The sequence below is a fragment of the Halomonas salinarum genome, from assembly GCF_012062845.1.
Lineage (GTDB): Bacteria > Pseudomonadota > Gammaproteobacteria > Pseudomonadales > Halomonadaceae > Onishia > Onishia salinarum.
On record NZ_WWNB01000002.1, the window covers coordinates 77,378 to 94,357 of the forward strand.

Sequence of the window (16,980 nt, forward strand, 5' to 3'; positions counted from 1 at the left end):
ATGCTTACAGTTTTCCACTCTAAATCATCGCCCCATCAGGATCGCCGCTGGCGTGACAGTCTTTCACCATGTACCTGAACGTTATGAGGCCGTCGGCAACTCACAAGGTGAAGCGACAGCGTGGCTTCTATAGTGATTCATGATATCCCGCCATTCACAGGAGTGATCACGATGAGTGCCGACAAGACCCCGAACGGCCCGGACCTGACTGCTGGTGTCCCGATGAGCGAGCTGGCCGAGGGCGAGATGCTCACAGGCCATGTCGGCGAGGACGCGGTACTTCTCGCTCGCAGCGGGGGCGATTTCTTCGCCGTGGGTGCCCACTGCACCCACTATGGTGCGCCGCTCGGCGATGGCCTGATTGTCGATGACACCGTGCGCTGCCCCTGGCACCACGCCTGCTTCAGCCTGCGCAGCGGCGAAGCGCTGGCCGCTCCGGCCCTGGACGATGTGGCCTGCTGGAAGACCGAGATCGTCGACGACCGGGTGATAGTGCACGAGCGTGCCAAGCCAGCCCCCGCACGCCACCCGACCCAATCGCCGTCCTCGGTGGTGATTCTGGGGGGTGGTGCTGCCGGCGAGGCGGCCGCGGAAATGCTGCGCCGAGAGGGCTACACGGGGCCAGTGACGATCTTGAGCGAGGACAAGGCCCTACCCTGTGATCGGCCGAATCTTTCAAAGGACTACCTGGCCGGCACGGCGAAGGCCGAATGGATTCCCCTGCGCGACGATGACTTCTATCAGCAACACGATATTACCTTGCGACTCGCCACCGAGGTGGCGGCGATCGAACCCGAAGCCTCGCGGCTGCAGTTCGCCAATGGCGAGACCCTGGACTACGGAGCGCTGCTACTGGCCACCGGTGCCGAGCCGGTCCGCCTGTCGGTGCCGGGTACCGAATTGCCCCATGTCCACACCCTGCGCAGCCAGGCCGACAGCGAGTCGCTGATTGCCGCCGTCGAGGGCGGAGCGCGCCGCGCCGTGGTGATCGGCGCCAGCTTCATCGGTCTGGAAGCGGCGGCGTCGCTGCGCGAACGCGGGCTCGAGGTGCGGGTCGTCGCGCCTGAAGCACAGCCGCTTCAGCACATCCTTGGCGAGACGCTGAGCCACTTCATCCGTGATCTGCACGAGTCAAAGGGGGTGAAGTTTCATCTGGAAGACCAGGTGGCAGGCATTACCGAGGAGGCGGTCGAGCTCGAAAGCGGCCAACACCTCGATGCCGACCTGGTGGTGGTCGGCATCGGTGTGCGCCCGCGTGTCGCCCTGGCCGAGGCAGCAGGCCTCGCGGTGAATGATGGCGTATGGGTCAGCGACACCCTGGAGACCAGCATGCCGGGGATCTTCGCCGCCGGCGACATCGCCCGCTGGCCAGACCCGCTGAGTGGCGAGCGCGTACGCATCGAGCACTGGACAGTGGCTCAGCGCCAGGGGCAGCGCGCCGCTCGCAACATCCTCGGCGCCGGCGATGCTCAAGCGGCAGTGCCCTTCTTCTGGAGCCAGCACTACGATATCGGCATCAATGTCGTGGGCCATGCCACGCACTGGGATCGCATCGAGACCGACGGCGATCCTGCGGCGCATGACTTCACCGCGCGCTTCATCGCCGGTGACCACTGCCTGGCGGTGGCAACCATCTTCCGCGACTGGGAAAGCCTCGAGGCCGAGGCCGAGATGGAAGCGCGAACTCGCGGCTGGCAGCACCCGTTAGGCGATGCATAACGCCCTGGGCCAGCACTGGCGAACATTCGCCCGCTGACGTAAGCTCGCCGGCCATCATCAATGCCGCGAGGAGAATGCCATGAACCCCGACGACCTGGAACGCCTGGTGACCCTGAAGATGCCCTTCGGCAAGCACCAGGGCACCCTGATCGCGGACCTGCCCGGCGGCTATCTCAACTGGTTCGCTCGGGAAGGCTTTCCCAACGGCGAGATTGGCAGGCTCTTGCAGCTAATGCAGGAGATCGACCACAACGGCCTGAGCGAGCTGCTCGACCCACTGCGCCGCCGCGGCTGAAGCGTCCGCCTCAGGGCGAGTCCGGGGGCATCACCACCCACTCGGGCTCCTCGAACTCGCCGATCACGCGCACCTCGCAGCCGGGCGCGGCGCTCTTGATGATGGCGTCGATCTCCGGCGTGTGATCGGATTCCATGGCGTCGCGACTGGCCTTGCTGTCCCAGCGGGCGATGGCGATCAGGGTATCGGGGTCGCCGATCTTGCGGTGCAATTCGGTGCCCCGGGCGCCAGGCGCCTGCTGGATCAGTTCACTGGCCCGTACCCAGGCATCGGCATACTCCTCGGCGGTGTGGCCTTCCTTGATGCGCACCTCGAACAGATACTTCATGTTGGCCTCCTCTCGATCAGCGTTCTTTTAAAGCGGTGGCATCGCTATCCCTGCAAATTGATACAGGCAGGCCAAGTCCCGGGCACTCCCGGGACTTGGCGTTTCACATGCTGACGGTATGCCGCTTACGATGCTTCCCCACCTGGTCGCATACGGCGACTATTCAAAGCTATCGCAGACGGCAGTCTGAGTTGAAGGGTCATGACTTTCCACATGCGTCGTTGCCATGTCATCGGCTTCGATGGGGATATGCCACTGGTGGTCATGCTGCATGCCATCGCAGGTGCCTTCCATACCGCCGCCGAAGTTGGAATCGATCCAGTAGTCGACCGCGTAGCTGCCTCCGGCCTCAAGTGCACCCGGGAAGGTAAACGAGAAAGCGGGGTCGCCAGCGGCGGAAACCGTACCCGACTCGACGGCCAATACCTCACCGGACGCGGTATCGACAAGCGCGGCCTGGATGCTCTGGCCGCCATGGGGGCCACCGAAGCTGGCATCGCCCTGGAAAGTGAGGTCGTGTCCCTCGGCTGCAAGCGCCGTGGTGGTAAGCAATGCAGTAGAAAGAACTGCAGTGGCAAGTCCTGAAGTCGAAAACAATGCTGTGGCGAGCAATGGGCGCGGCGAGCGTTGGTTGATAAAAGTCCTGTCCATGATGCATACCTCCTGAGATATGACGAGAGGCCCAGGCGGGCCTTGATAAAGCATAGTGGCTCGCACGCCCCGTTGCCCAACCAAGGCAGAGAGGGAGTCAGCTATAGTGACGAAACCTATTCCTCGCCAGGAGTGACGCTTCATGAATCAGCCAACGCCCATCGCCGTTATCGTCGGCAGCCTGCGCACGGCATCATTCAACCGCCAGGCTGCACAGGCACTGATCGATCTTTCACCCGCATCGCTAGATATGTCGATCATCGAGATCGGCAACCTTCCCCTCTACAACCAGGACTTCGATGAGGATTCACCGGCGTCCTACCAGTTGTTTCGCGCCCAGCTGCGGGCGGCCGAAGGCTATGTATTCGTGACGCCAGAGCACAACCGCTCTATCCCCGCTGCCTTGAAGAACGCGCTGGATATCGGCTCCCGCCCGGCAAAGGAGAATGTCTTTGCCGGCAAGCCTGGCGCCGTTATCAGCGCGTCCCCTTCGATGATGGGCGGCTTTGGGGCCAGTCATCACCTTCGCCAGGTGCTGGTCAATCTGGATATCGCCTGCATGCCGAAGCCTGAGGTCTATCTCAGCCGGGTGCAGGAACTCTTCGATGAGCACGGCCAGCCTACCGAGCGTTGTCGCGACTATCTTCAAGGCTTTCTGGACGGCTATGAGTCCTGGCTGCAGCGAACCTCCTAGCAAGCAATGCCGACCCGCATAAGAGTCGTCCGCGATTGCTCGTGACGTAAGAGGCTCGCGTCTGCCAGCGCGATAACACCGGGGCAGTCACCTATGCTTTAGCCAAACAACGTGCTAGAGGATTATTCATACCTCCATGTGGGCAAAGCCATTCTTGATCACCTTACAAGGGGTGACATTTTGAGCATTTCTGACCATATTAGCGTGCGATAGGTCGCGTCATCGCTCTCTCATTGCAAGGAAATGCATCCATGTTGCCCGCTTCACGTTGTGCCACCCTCGTCGCCTTACCCCTGTTGTGCCTGGCGGGCTCTGCCCAGGCCCTGAACTGGCAGGCCTCGCCGCTCTACGAGACGATTGAGTTGAAGTCCGGCTTCGAGCCCGACCCTCATCAGATTACTCTCAGCGCAGGTGGCAGCGCGGCGGCTTCTGAAGCGGGGCCTAACTGCAGCGGCTTTGTAAACGGCGAGCAGCCCGATCTGGATATCAACTTTGACGCCAGCCAGTATCCATTGACCCTCTATGTCGAGTCGGCGGCGGACACCACCCTGGTGGTCTATGACCCTAACGGCAACTGGCACTGCAACGACGACTATTCAACTGCAAGCGGCATGAATCCAGCGCTTCAGTGGCGCTCGCCGCCCTCCGGCAACTACAACGTCTGGGTAGGCTCCTATACGTCGGGCGAAATGCCTCAGGCGGTCGTCAAGATCTCCGAGCGCGACCCGGAATGGACGGATGTGGCAAGTGGTGGCGCTGCGAACAGTGCTCCGGTTCAAAACAGCGAGGGTATCGAATGGGGCGACAACACCAGCCAGTGGGCTAATGACGGCGAATGCGACGATCCGCGCTTCACGGGCGAAGGCGCACACTCTCTCAACGTCGATGAAGACCGCTATCACGATGCCGTCGATTGCCGGCACCTCTATGAGCAGGGCCGCATCACGCTTGCATCTAACGGTGACACGGTCAGCAGCTCAAGCGACATTCAGTGGGGCGATAACACCAGCCAGTGGTCCAACGACGGTGAGTGCGATGATCCACGCTTTGCTGGACCCGGTGTGCATGACCTCAACGTCGACGAGGACCGCTATCACGATGCCGTCGACTGCCAACGCCTCTATGAGCAGGGTCAGATCTACCTCAAGTGATCATGGCCGGCCACGATATATGGCCGGACACCCTGCTGAAGTGTCTTGCGCCAGGTCATCCGACCTGGCGCTTTTGTGTGCACCCCGCGCTGGTGTATGGCGACTGTCTGGTTACATCCAGCCTTTGCGGCGGAACAGCCAGATCAGACTGGTAGCAACCAAGCCCATGACGCCCAGCAGGGCAAAGTAGCCGTAGCGATAGCCAAGTTCCGGTATGTAGGCGAAGTTCATGCCGTAGAGACCCGCCAGGAAGCCAAGCGGCACGAAGATGGCGGTGATCACGGTGAGCACGCGCATGGTGATGTTGAGCTGGTGGGACGAGATCGAGATATAGCCATCCACCAGGTCGCCACAGATGTCGTAGTACATCTGGGTCAGGCTGTGCAGTCGCTCGAAACGCTCGTGGACATCGTTGACGGCGTGCAACGTATCCGCATCCTCCCGAGGCAGATGATCGTAGTCGTAGGCCATCAGTTCCTGGGTAATCGCCTGGTGATAGTTGAACACCCGGCGCATCTTCACCAGCCGCGACTTGTAGCTGATGATCCGCTTCATCAGGCTGTCGTTTCCGGCCTCGATCAAACCATCCTCGAGATCGCTGAGCTGTGTCTCGAACTCCAACAGGCTCTCCAGATAGAACCCCGCCGAGAGGTGCATGATCTTCATTGCCAACTGGCCGGGAGATTTTGCAAGCAGCTTGCTTCCGTCCTGCCCCTGCATGCGATCGATGCTCATGGCGAGACTCGGGTGCAGGCTGATCAGGTAGCGCTCGCCGATGAAGAAGGCGACCTGCTGAGGGGCATAATTGAGCTCTGCATCAAACGATGAGATACCCCGATAGAGGATCAGGGTATGGGTCTCGAAATCTTCGATCTTGGGAGGATGACGCTCGCGCTGGGCGTCAATGATCGCCAAGGGGTGGCAGTCGAAGGCCTCGAGCAGGGCTCGCTGGTCTTCCAACGATTCGCCCTGCATGTCGATCCAGATGCGGCTGTCCGTTTGCTCGCGCCAGTGGGAAATGAACTCTTCGCCACCGGTGTGCGAATGGCCATCGGCATTGAGCAACAGGGTGCGAATCATGAGGCGCTATCCTTCCTGGACGAATAAAGGCCATCACCATAAGCCAGTGCTCTGGGCTTTGCACTGGCTGATGGTGGGTACGCCGATCAGTGCTTGCGCACTTTCCATATACGCCAGGAGAGCCCGCCGATAATCAGGATACCCAGCGGCGCGACGATGGCGGCGGCCTGACGTGGCTCCATGCCCAGGCCAACGGCATCGAGTCCTTCGAGAGAAAGCTTGAAGAGACTGAGGATGTAGTAGCTGATCACGATGATCGACAGGCCTTCGACCGCCTTCTGGATCTTGAGCTGAGAGCTGGTGCGCTCATTGAGGCTCTTGAGCATCACCGCGTTCTGCTCCTCGATCTCGACCTGGGCACGCGTCCGCAGCAGGTCGCTCAGGTGCGCCACGCTTTGCTCGAGACTCGACTGGCGGCGATCGATGGCCGCGCAATAGCGCACCGTGGGCTGGAAGCGGCGCAGGATGAAGAGCCCGAATCGCTGGCTGTCGCCGGCGCGGGTCTCGCGTAGCTCCTCGATGCGGGTGAAGACGATCTTCGAGTAGGCATCGGTGGCGCTGAAACGCACCCTGGCGCCGGCGCTCGAGTTCACCATACGCGCCGATAGTGCTGTGATGTCCCGTAGCAAGGGCCGGGAGTCGGTCTCCTCGGCAGCGGCATTGCGATCCGAGAGTGCTGCCAGCTCCTGCTCGAACTGACGCATCTCGCCGCTGAGCTCCTTGGCCAGCGGCAGTGCCAGCGAGGCCATCATGCGATAGGTTTCGATTTCAAGCAGACGGCGAGTCATCCGCCCCAGCCGGTAGTCGCTGAGATGGTGATTGACGATCAGCAGATGATTGACGCCATCCTCGGTCAGGCGGAAGTCGCTCCAGACCGTGGCATCCCCGCCGCCGATGATCGAACCGGCCGGATTCCTGAAGCCAAAGCCCGTCAGATCGCCATCAACATTCACCTCATCCTCGACCCGCAGCAAGGTCGCGTTGATGACCTGCTCACGGTGCGCCTCGATGATCTCGGCAAACAGCGGCGGTGGCGCCGGCCAGGTCTCGGTGTCCGGCTGCACGGGTACCAGCAGCGTCAGGGTGAAGAACTCGGTGTGCCGCTCCCACTTCAGCACCATGTCCTCCAGGGTGAGGACCCCCTGGGCCACCTCCAGGTCACTCGTCTCACCGAGGTCACGGGCAAGACGAGCGATCAGGCGGTCACAGGCGCCATCGGCGTCCAGAAAGGCATAGTGATGCAAGTGAGCAGGCGCGGCGAAATACAGCGAGGGGCGGGCATGAAGTTCGTTGTGCAGGGTCGCGCGTTGGGGATGCATGGCCGGACCTGATAGGGGGAAAAAGCTTGAGGCTACCCGTTGGCGGGGCAGCGTCAAGCCTCTGGAACGTGCCTGCCCCCTTTATGTCGCTTAGTGAGCTGAGAACGTCTCTTGGGTGACAGACAAAGAAGGCGCCCACTAGGGGCGCCTCCGGACCAGACAGGGCTTGTCGACATCACACCAAACTAGAGTGCGGTCTCATAAGCGGCCTTGAGGCGATAGAACTCGCAGACGATCTCATCCATGGCGGCGGTGTCATAGTCGCGTAGGCCACTGACCACCAGCTTCTTGGACCCCCGTCCGATATTCTGGCCACAAGCGGTAAGACCGAACTCCAGCATCGCCTCACCACGTTTACCGAGCACCTCGAAGGTCGAGTCATCAAGCTTGAGGCCGGGATCCTCGACATCGAGACGGTCCAACGAAAAGCCCATACTGTCGTAGATCACCAGCGGGCGCTGGGGGTTAAACATGACGCCGTGGGCCTGCATCAGTGGCTTGAGATAATGCGGGAAGTTCTTGCCGGAAAAGGCGACATACCGACGCGTGAAGGGGGCGATCACCTCTTCATCATGTGTCACTTCACCGCGACGTTCGACGTCCAGATAGACCTTGCCCTGATCATCGGTGACCCGAATGACGCCATCATCATGCTCCTGAAAATCCAGTGCGACCTCTGCCCCGACCATGCTGCGAAAATGAAAGGTCATGCACTGAGACAAGCCAAACTTCGACAACACCAAGGCAAAGAGCAGATCGCCCGGTACGCAGAAGCGCCGCGCATCGGGATTGTGGATAGGGTTGTAATCGCCGGCGACCTGCTTGGCGAAGCGACTGGCCTGCTCCGCGCTGATGCTAATACGGCCGTCTTGGACCTGATGAAAATTGTCGAGAAACATGCGTCGTCTTATTGCACCTCAAGGAAATATTAGGCGTCGCCCTGCCAAGGACAAGCGCAGTCACGACAGTCCGAGGATAGCGGACATGCTACGCACCTGACGCCATTGGCTGTCGTTTTGTCGGCGGACAACATTGTTTCCCTTTGCCCCCATGTCTCGCAAAAGCCGATATGCTCTGCTGCGAGGTTTAACTTTGCGGGCACAACGTAACATGTTGTCAAAAATTCGCCTATCGCTACGAGAAACTATCCATACCGACGGCGAAGCCATGTCAATTTTGCCAATATCCACTCTGGTGCCAAACGGGCTGCCCTCGTCGCGTCTCGAGATGGACGCTTCTCTGCACCACGAGATTGACAGAAGCATTTACCCAGCAGTGCCTCATCCAGATGCATGACGCGTATCATGACAACAACACATCCCTGCGATACGCCGAAGGTCGCAAATTGGCGCAACAGGCCGGCATGATAGCATCACAGAAAATCATCCTTTTATAACCCAAGCTGATATAACAACTCATGCATAATCGATTGCTTTACCCCTCGTACCGCTCTCTCCTGGGGCTGGCACTTGTCCTGACCTTTCTAACCTTCAGTCCCTCGGCGTGGGCCATGACCGGCGAACTTGACCTGACGGGTTCGGCCGTCGGGATACTCACTGTCGCCATCTTTGTTCTCGCCTATGTGCTTGTGATGCTTGAAGAAAAGCTGCACATGCGCAAATCGAAGCCGGTTCTGGTAGCCGCCGGCTTGATCTGGGGTCTGATCGGTTGGGTCTATGTCAGCAACGGCATGCCCGATGCCGCCGAGCATGCGTTTCGCGCCACACTGCTCGAATTCTCCGAACTGATGCTATTCCTGCTGGTCGCCATGACCTACATCAATGCCATGGACGAGCGGCGAGTCTTCGACGCACTGCGTGGCTGGATGCTGGAACGTGGCTTCAGCTACCGCAGCCTGTTCTGGCTGACCGGCGGCCTGGCCTTCGTGATTTCGCCCGTTGCCGACAACCTGACCACCGCCCTGCTGATGTGCGCGGTAGTCACCAAGGTCGCGGAGGGCGATCATCGCTTCATTAACCTGTGCTGCGTGAATATCGTCGTCGCCGCCAACGCCGGAGGCGCCTTCAGCCCATTCGGCGACATCACCACTCTGATGGTCTGGCAGGCTGGCCTGGTGGAATTCTACGAGTTCTTCGAGCTGCTGGGCCCCTCTCTGGTCAACTTCCTGGTACCCGCGGTGGTGATGAGCTTTTTCGTCAAGAAGCACCGTCCCAAGGCCCAGGGCGAGCATATCGAGATGAAGCGCGGCGCCAGGCGCATTGTATGCCTGTTCCTGCTCACCGTGGCCACCGCCGTAGCCTGCCACACCCTTCTGCACCTACCGCCGGTGCTGGGCATGATGACGGGGCTCGGCTACCTGCAGTTCTTCGGCTACTACCTGCGCCGCAGCCTGTCACGCTCGCTGGAGCGCAAGCGCAATCATTACCTGCAACGCGGCGACCGCCAGGCACTGGAACGGCTGGGCAGTGTCGTGCCGTTCGACGTCTTCAACCGCATCGCCCGTGCAGAGTGGGATACCCTGCTGTTCTTCTACGGCGTGGTGATGTGCGTCGGTGGTCTGGGCTTCATGGGCTATTTAGGGATGCTTTCCGAGGTGCTCTACACCCAGTGGGATGCCACCTGGGCCAATGTGGCGCTGGGCCTGATCTCCGCGGTAGTGGATAACATTCCGGTGATGTTTGCGGTACTGACCATGGAGCCGGAAATGTCTCACGGCCACTGGCTGCTGATCACGCTGACAGCGGGGGTCGGCGGCAGCCTGCTCTCAGTCGGCTCCGCGGCCGGCGTCGCCCTGATGGGGCAAGCCCGTGGCTCCTACACCTTCATGGGGCATCTCAAGTGGTCACCCGTCATCTTTCTGGGCTATGTGGCCAGCATCCTGATGCACTTGTGGCTCAATGCCGGCAGCTTTGCTGTTCAATAAACCCCAAGCACGACGACTACACGCCGGTAGCCTTGTCTACCGGCGATCTCCTCCACCATCCCACTGTTGTATCGCTCCACGCCCATACCGTTTCTCTAAACAAGCAAACAAAAAAATAGGCGATCCACGTCATGGCTAATCCATCAGCCGTGCTTTAGTATTCGAAAAAAGATAAATAGCTGAAAACAATAATGTTTCATATTGTAACCATTGAGCAGCCGTTCAAGTTAATCCGGAGAACAGGTGGGGGGCAGGTTTATCAATCGGATGATGACCAGTGCTCGCTTCACTGATAGCTCTTCTAAGGCAAGCCTTGGTCATGTTGATGGTTGCATGATGCACACAGTCACCATGGCCGACACACAGGGAAGTGTCTGTCCGGGCTCATATGACCGACCGGGTATGTCATGTCGCGAATGAATGTTGGGCTCCTGTTTACCTCACCGCCTTGGCTGCTTGCAGCCTTAGCCATGGTACTGGCGCCTATATGCCTGGCTGAAGATGGAAAACCTGAGATCGTCATGGTCGCGCATCAGGGCGTCAGTACGACCTCGCTGAACCGGGATACCGCTCGCGCCATGTTCGCCATGCGGCAGCGCACCTGGCCAGATGGTCAGGCCCTTAGAGTCTTGGTGCTACCCAACAACCATCCGGCACATGAGCGCTTCGTCAAGCAACATCTGTCGGTCTACCCGCACCAACTCCAGCTGTCATGGGACCGAGTCGTCTTCTCGGGAACCGGCCAGGCCCCTATCAACGTAGGGTCGCAATCAGAAATGCACGAACGCATCGCCAACACCCCGGGAAGTCTCGGGTATCTAGACAGGGAGCATCTGGATGATCGTGTCCAAGTCATATCCATGGAGTAAAGCAGGGACACGACTCCTTGGTCTTATCGGCCTTTTGAGTCTTGTCGGTACGGCAACACCGGCCGTCGCTCAGAATATGGGCGATACGCTGCAGGTACATGGCTTTCTCAGCCAGGCACTGGTGATTACCGATGACAACAATTTCTTCGGCCCCAGCAGCGAAAGCGGTGGCAGCACCAAGTTCACCGAAGTCGGCGTGAACTTCTCCGTGCGCCCCCACGAGGACGTCCTGGTCGCCGCACAGGTGCTCAGCCGGCGCGCGGGTGGTGATGGAAATAGTGCTCAGCCGAAACTCGACCACGGGGTTATAGACTATCAGCCCTTATCCAACCAGAAGCGAAGTATTGGAATACAAGTAGGCCGTTTCAAGAACCCGTTTGGTTTCTATAATCAGACACGTGATGTTGCCTTCACACGTCCAAGCATCCTCCTTCCCCAGTCAATTTATTTTGATAGGACCCGCTCACTTGGATTGGCAGCAGACGGCTTCAGCCTTTATACGGAAGAACGACTTCCTTATGGGACGGTAAGGGCTCAGGCAGGAGCAGCAATCCCACAAACAGACGAAGACTTAGAAAGGCAAACAGTTCCAAATGCTACTGCAGTTGATGGCAACCCCTCCTTTATCGGTCAGATTTTATACGAACACTCTGGAGGGCAGTTCGTTGGCGCAGTCAGTGCAGCTGACGTCGCTGCAGACATATCGACAAACACCGCAGAAGGAAAACTATCCTTCAAAGCCTTAATCTTCTCTCTCCAGATAAACAAAGAAAAATGGAGTTTGACCAGTGAATATGCAATACGCGATTTAGAAACAAGCGACTTCTCCAACGCCCTGTTCAACCAGAGCGCAGTTGGAGAAAGCTGGTATATACAATATTCACGAAGATTCTTAGAGAATTGGCAAGGATTCATCCGATACGATAGCCTTGTAACTAACCGAGACGATCCTTCTGGGCGTCAATACGAGCTTTCTAACGCCGGCCCAGCACACTCCCAGTTTGCGAGAGATTGGACAATGGGACTGAGATGGCGCGTTCATCCACAGGTGCTGCTATCTGCAGAATATCATTACGTCAATGGCACTGGCTGGCTGCCAGCTCAAGACAACCCCGACCCAGATGATACCCAGCGCTACTGGAATATGTTCCTGACACAGTTATCAATACGCTTCTAATGCCCGATTCGTGGTGATTCGGCATATACATTCGGGATAATATCGATTCTCTATGCACACCCAGCAGCAAACAAAGCCCAAGCTTGGATTGACATGGCGTGTCATCGCCATGAGCAGTCTGCTGCTGCTAGGGTTGACCACCGTCTTCACCATGGTAGGGCGGGACAACCTGCTGCGACAATTTGATGAATCTCGAAATATCCAGCTGCAGCGTCAAGCCAGGGAGATTCGTCAGGCCCTCAGTCAATCCACAGATAGCTTGCGACAGCTCGCGGCGCTGAACGCATCCTTCACCCCCGAGCTCGGTAAGGCCTTAAAGCAAGCCGACCAAGCGGTCATCACTGACGCTTTCCGGCACAAATGGCCAACCATGCAACTGGAAGCGGGCATCGACGAGTTCCAGGTGCTGGATAACACCGGCCGACCGCTTGCCCAATGGGGTACCAGCCAGCCAGGCCATCAACTTCCCATCACGGCATGGGGCAACCAGGTGGTTGCCTCAGACACTCCCTTGACGACCTTGCGCTGCCTCGCTAGTTGCCGACAGTATGCCTTGGTGCCAGTGCTGGTAGATGGGCAGAGCGTTGGTGCCGTCCTGATATCACGCTCGCTGGCTGATGTGACCCGGCAGGCAAGAAAGGTCTCGGGAAGCGATATCGCTCTTCTGATTACCGGTCAATATACACGACAGAAACAAGACGGAACGCGACGCGTCAGTGCCTGGAATGGCAGGTTGGCTACCCTCACCAATCAGGAAGAGACCTTGCCGCTCATTCACCAGGCGGCATACAAGAGCACACTGGAAAACCTGCAAGAGACCCCAGTCAGACTCAAGCATGATGACAAACATATCGAAATCAGCACCGTCACTTTAAACGACGATAGCGATCAAGGCGCAAACGGTCATTTCTTATTAATGTCCGATATAACCTCACAAATCGATGCCATCAATCGGGATACGGGCATCATCCTGGCAACTGGGCTGTTCGGCTGGCTGGCCGCCGAGGTTATGCTGCTGGCCATCCTCTGGAAACCCATGGCGAGGGTCCGCCGGCTCGCTGGCGTGTTGCCGGCATTGGCAGAAGGCGGCTTTGCCAAGACCAGACAGGTGATTCCGAAGCCGAAACGTCGGTTATCGGACGAGATAGACCTTCTGGATGCTACCGCATTGGATCTCGCCAGCCAGCTGGAGACGCTGCAATCAGAGGTTTCCTCACGCGATGAGTTACTGAATGCCCGTGTAGAAGAACTCGCAAGAGAACGCGATTTCATTGAAAGCCTTCTCGATACGGCCCATGTGCTAATCCTGACGCAGGATGATCAAGGCAGGATCAGTCTGGTCAATCAGTATTGTCAGGAGACCTTGGATAAGCCCTACGAGGTGATCCTCGGGCAACGCTTTGAAGCCCTCTTCCATGAAACTGACAGCATCAGTCCCGATGGCAGTAACCGTCAGCCAGAGGAACGCCTACTATGCGGCAGAAATGATGAGGAGCGCACCATTGTCTGGTATCACGCTCGCCTCGCTGATAGCGGCGATAGGGCCATGCACACGATTTCGGTGGGTATCGATATCACGGATCGCAAGGCCGCTGAGTCACGCCTGACTTGGCTAGCCAACCGAGACTCATTGACCAGCCTGTACAATCGCCGTGCCTTCCAGGAGCGGGTCGAAGACGCCCTAGCTAGTGACAGCGCTGGCGCAGTGCTTTTCATGGACCTCGACCAATTCAAGGATGTCAACGAGCTCAGTGGCCATCCTGCCGGCGATAGTCTTCTATTACTCGTGGCTCAAAGCATCCAAGATACAATTAACGATCGAGGGATTGTCGCGCGACTGGGCGGTGATGAGTTTGCAGTTTTGTTGGAACATGCCGATGAATACGAGGCCATAGACATTGCACAGGCCCTGGAAAAGAACCTCGACAATACTAGCCTGCTGTTACCGGATGGTAGGCGTCATCGTGCCAGCGTAAGCACCGGCATCGCCTGCTATCCGCTTCATGGCCATACACCGGATGAACTGATGGCGAATGCCGATGTCGCCATGTACAAGGCAAAGGAAAGTAGTCTGAGAAGTTGGCATATCCTTTCTACCCTTGATGAGGAAAGAAATGAACTGCATCAGCGAGTCTACTGGATAGAGCGTATTCGACACGCATTGCAAAACGATGAGTTCGTATTGATGGCACAGCCTATTGCCGACTTGTCAGATGGTAGCATTAAGCATTACGAAATATTGCTTCGACTTATTGGGGATAATGGAGAACTTATCACCCCTGGAGTCTTCATCCCAATTGCCGAGCGAAGTGGCCAAATAGTGCAAATGGACCGCTGGGTTTTGCACCATAGCTTGAACACATTAAGAAACTTGCAAGAAGATGGCATAACCCTATCTGTCAACCTATCTGGACATTCACTTCATGATTTAGGGCTGAACGATTTCCTTGCAAGCGAATTGGAACGAAGCGGCGCAAACCCTAGCAACCTGATTCTGGAAGTAACAGAAACAGCAGCCATAACAGATTTCTCTACCGCCAGAGGAGTACTTCAGGGAATGCGTGACCTTGGGTGCAAAACAGCACTCGATGACTTCGGCGTTGGCTTTAGCAGCTTCCATTACCTGGGACAACTCCCAGTCGATTTCATAAAAATAGATGGCTCCTTTATAAAAGGTCTCGAAAAAAGCAAAGACAACCAGCTTATTGTCAAAGCCATCACTGACATTGCCCAAGGTTTCGGCAAGCTCATAATAGCCGAGTTTGTAGACAGTCAAGAAACCATAAAAATATTAGACAAGAATGGGGTAAGGTTTGGACAAGGCTATTATCTAGGTAAGCCTGAACGAATTTCGACAATACCAACAAATGCCACAACCGGGTAAAAGGAAAAAGGTTTGGACATATACGAAGAATTTAACAACAATTTCTCCGTAAGAATCGCCTTTACTGAGCTAGAGAAAAGGAGAGCTTATGCCCTAAGGCACAGAGTTTTTAGAGAAGAACTAAAATATGAACTCGGCATAGACAAAGAAAGTTACTTAGAGTTCGACAACCACGACTCCAACTCAGTGCTATGCATAATCATTCATAATGATACCGGAATTACTGCCGGCTGCTTACGCCTAGTAAAGATATGCGAAAATGGCGACAAAAAAAACCAGATGCTACCCATTGAGAAAATCTGCGCAGACAACTTAAGCATAGTATCACTCCACCCCAAAAACCATAGTAGAAATTCGGTTTGTGAAATATCTAGACTCGCTGTACCCAAAGAATTCAGGAAAGCTAAATATATAGAAGAGTCAGACTCCAGCTACGGGAAAAAAGCCTTAAGAGTTCATCAGCAACACGGACATCTACTCCAAATCATAGGGATCAGCCTTTTTTTATCAGCTACTGCTATTGTAGGAATTTCAGGAAGACGTCATGTTTATGCAATGATGGAGAGAAGGTTTGCAAGATTACTAGGGATGTCAGGAATTAGCTTCCAGCTTGCGGGTACAGCAGTACACTACCATGGCGAACGCTCACCATTCTACATAGATCAGCACGAAGCAGAAAGGAGCATGAAACCTCAGCTAAAAAGACTCTACACTAGCATCAAGGAAGACTTGGCGAATCAATACTACTTACAAGAAAAGATAGACATTGAATCGCCATATGATGCTACGACATATTAATAAAAATTATCACCTTTCAATCATCAATTGTGGCCCCGCATACAGCATTTCAGGCCAATCCAGCAGCATGATAGCCAACACGTTTCGGTGCTCCCCCCGAGCCAAGTCGGTACCCCCATGCTCACCAGGGATCATCCTGGCCACTGGGTCATAGGCGCGCGTCAATGCCTGCCTGGTACGGGCGACAGCCGAATGGTCGGTTAACCCCGCTAGCAGAAAGCTGATACCGACTTCGGTATAAATATCCGCTTTTGTCTCGGCCATAATGCGCTCTAGATGGGTATCGAAATACTCAAGCACCCAGGCGAATTCCACAGGATCTACCGAATACTGGTAGTAATCACTAGCAGCAATCACGAAGTGCGTCATGCCATAGATCTTGTTACGAAACGAGGCTTGAGATAGCGCTGTATCACGCTCTGCTGGATAGTGGTTACGAAAGGCCATCGCAGTTTCATGGCGTAAATCTGTCACACCCAATCCGTAGAGATCATAGGTCAGGTTGGCCACTTGGGCGGCATAGACGTCTATCACCTCGGGTGACGTCAGGAAATCGCGAAGTGGCTGACCAGCTAGATACTCCTTCGCCCTGTCGATTCCCGGCAGCAAATGATCATTCAAGAGACCATGAAAGCGCGCCTGGTTCAGTCGGAAGGCCAAGTATTTAGCAAAGATCATCTCGTCCCACTCACCCAGCATCTGCTTGCGTCTGCGCTGCTTCGCCGTGCGCTCGGGATAACGATCAAGCATCCCAGCGGCGCGTCGAGCGCTATAATCCGGCTGAGCTAATCCATGCAGATCTTCCTGCAGTGAGCCTATTAGACGCGCACCATAGTCCTGCAGGGGCGGCAGGTATAAGTCATCACCGGTGATACGATAAAGCCGCTGGGCGTAATGGCGCTGCTTGGTAACGGGGAGTGTATCGAAAGCAGTTTCATAATGGGTCCGTATCTCGGCGACCATGTCCTGTTGAGATAGCGGAGAGAACGCACACCCGGTCACCAGAACGTAGAGTAGACACAATAGAACAAAGCGTGCCCAGAGCCCTTTTGCAGGACACGTTGCCTGTCCGATGCTGTTTAGTTGCATGCCGCTCCCCTACCCGATAATGGTGGTTCAGAGTATAGACGC

At 56.6% G+C, this 16,980-nt stretch carries 15 protein-coding genes; 9 read left to right on the forward strand and 6 right to left on the reverse strand.

Annotated elements, in window-relative coordinates:
* Positions 1–171: 171 nt before the first annotated feature.
* Both HF027_RS01890 and HF027_RS01895 read left to right on the forward strand, forming a co-directional pair.
* Positions 172–1,719, forward strand: coding sequence for an FAD-dependent oxidoreductase (locus tag HF027_RS01890; protein ID WP_168012362.1), 1,548 nt, complete (start codon positions 172–174; stop codon positions 1,717–1,719).
* Between the two features lie 79 nt (positions 1,720–1,798).
* Complete coding sequence (locus HF027_RS01895) at positions 1,799–2,014, forward strand: DUF3820 family protein (RefSeq protein ID WP_168012364.1); 216 nt, start codon at positions 1,799–1,801, stop codon at positions 2,012–2,014.
* Between the two features lie 10 nt (positions 2,015–2,024).
* On the opposite strand, the gene HF027_RS01900 is transcribed toward HF027_RS01895, so the two are convergent.
* Positions 2,025–2,342, reverse strand: coding sequence for an antibiotic biosynthesis monooxygenase family protein (locus HF027_RS01900; protein ID WP_168012366.1), 318 nt, complete (start codon positions 2,340–2,342; stop codon positions 2,025–2,027).
* A gap of 159 nt (positions 2,343–2,501) precedes the next feature.
* Positions 2,502–2,993 (reverse strand): hypothetical protein, encoded by a 492-nt coding sequence (locus HF027_RS01905; protein WP_245184433.1) that lies wholly within the window; start codon positions 2,991–2,993, stop codon positions 2,502–2,504.
* A gap of 142 nt (positions 2,994–3,135) precedes the next feature.
* On the opposite strand from HF027_RS01905, the gene HF027_RS01910 reads away from it, so the two are divergent.
* Both HF027_RS01910 and HF027_RS01915 read left to right on the forward strand, forming a co-directional pair.
* The gene (locus HF027_RS01910; RefSeq protein WP_168012368.1) at positions 3,136–3,687 is read left to right on the forward strand and encodes an NADPH-dependent FMN reductase; all 552 of its coding nucleotides are present in this window, start codon (positions 3,136–3,138) and stop codon (positions 3,685–3,687) included.
* Between the two features lie 251 nt (positions 3,688–3,938).
* On the forward strand, positions 3,939–4,838 hold the full coding sequence (locus tag HF027_RS01915; RefSeq protein ID WP_168012370.1) for a hypothetical protein: 900 nt from the start codon (positions 3,939–3,941) through the stop codon (positions 4,836–4,838).
* A gap of 111 nt (positions 4,839–4,949) precedes the next feature.
* Here HF027_RS01915 and HF027_RS01920 read toward each other — a convergent pair whose 3' ends face one another.
* The 3 genes from HF027_RS01920 to HF027_RS01930 form a co-directional block, all read right to left on the reverse strand.
* Entirely contained in the window at positions 4,950–5,918 is a 969-nt protein-coding gene (locus tag HF027_RS01920; protein ID WP_168012372.1) for a magnesium transporter CorA family protein, read from the reverse strand.
* A gap of 86 nt (positions 5,919–6,004) precedes the next feature.
* Positions 6,005–7,237, reverse strand: a complete 1,233-nt coding sequence (locus HF027_RS01925) for a DUF3422 domain-containing protein (protein WP_168012374.1) — start codon at positions 7,235–7,237, stop codon at positions 6,005–6,007.
* Between the two features lie 185 nt (positions 7,238–7,422).
* The gene (locus tag HF027_RS01930) at positions 7,423–8,136 is read right to left on the reverse strand and encodes a DUF3581 family protein (protein WP_168012376.1); all 714 of its coding nucleotides are present in this window, start codon (positions 8,134–8,136) and stop codon (positions 7,423–7,425) included.
* Between the two features lie 611 nt (positions 8,137–8,747).
* Here HF027_RS01930 and nhaD point away from each other — a divergent pair.
* The 5 genes from nhaD (at position 8,748) to HF027_RS01955 (ending at position 15,849) form a co-directional block, all read left to right on the forward strand.
* A complete protein-coding gene (gene nhaD / locus HF027_RS01935) occupies positions 8,748–10,121 on the forward strand; it encodes a sodium:proton antiporter NhaD (protein WP_245184435.1) in 1,374 nt (457 codons plus the stop codon).
* Between the two features lie 521 nt (positions 10,122–10,642).
* Positions 10,643–10,990 carry a hypothetical protein gene (locus HF027_RS01940; protein ID WP_245184437.1) on the forward strand — a complete coding sequence of 116 codons (348 nt, stop codon included), beginning with the start codon at positions 10,643–10,645 and terminating at the stop codon, positions 10,988–10,990.
* Positions 10,959–12,167 (forward strand): hypothetical protein, encoded by a 1,209-nt coding sequence (locus HF027_RS01945; RefSeq protein WP_209316381.1) that lies wholly within the window; start codon positions 10,959–10,961, stop codon positions 12,165–12,167. Before HF027_RS01940 ends, HF027_RS01945 begins: the two co-directional genes overlap by 32 nt.
* A gap of 52 nt (positions 12,168–12,219) precedes the next feature.
* Positions 12,220–15,051, forward strand: coding sequence for a bifunctional diguanylate cyclase/phosphodiesterase (locus HF027_RS01950; protein ID WP_168012382.1), 2,832 nt, complete (start codon positions 12,220–12,222; stop codon positions 15,049–15,051).
* Positions 15,052–15,063: 12 nt separating this feature from the next.
* The gene (locus HF027_RS01955; RefSeq protein WP_168012384.1) at positions 15,064–15,849 is read left to right on the forward strand and encodes a PEP-CTERM/exosortase system-associated acyltransferase; all 786 of its coding nucleotides are present in this window, start codon (positions 15,064–15,066) and stop codon (positions 15,847–15,849) included.
* Positions 15,850–15,858: 9 nt separating this feature from the next.
* On the opposite strand, the gene HF027_RS01960 is transcribed toward HF027_RS01955, so the two are convergent.
* Entirely contained in the window at positions 15,859–16,938 is a 1,080-nt protein-coding gene (locus HF027_RS01960) for a DUF3541 domain-containing protein (RefSeq protein ID WP_168012386.1), read from the reverse strand.
* Positions 16,939–16,980 lie beyond the last annotated feature (42 nt).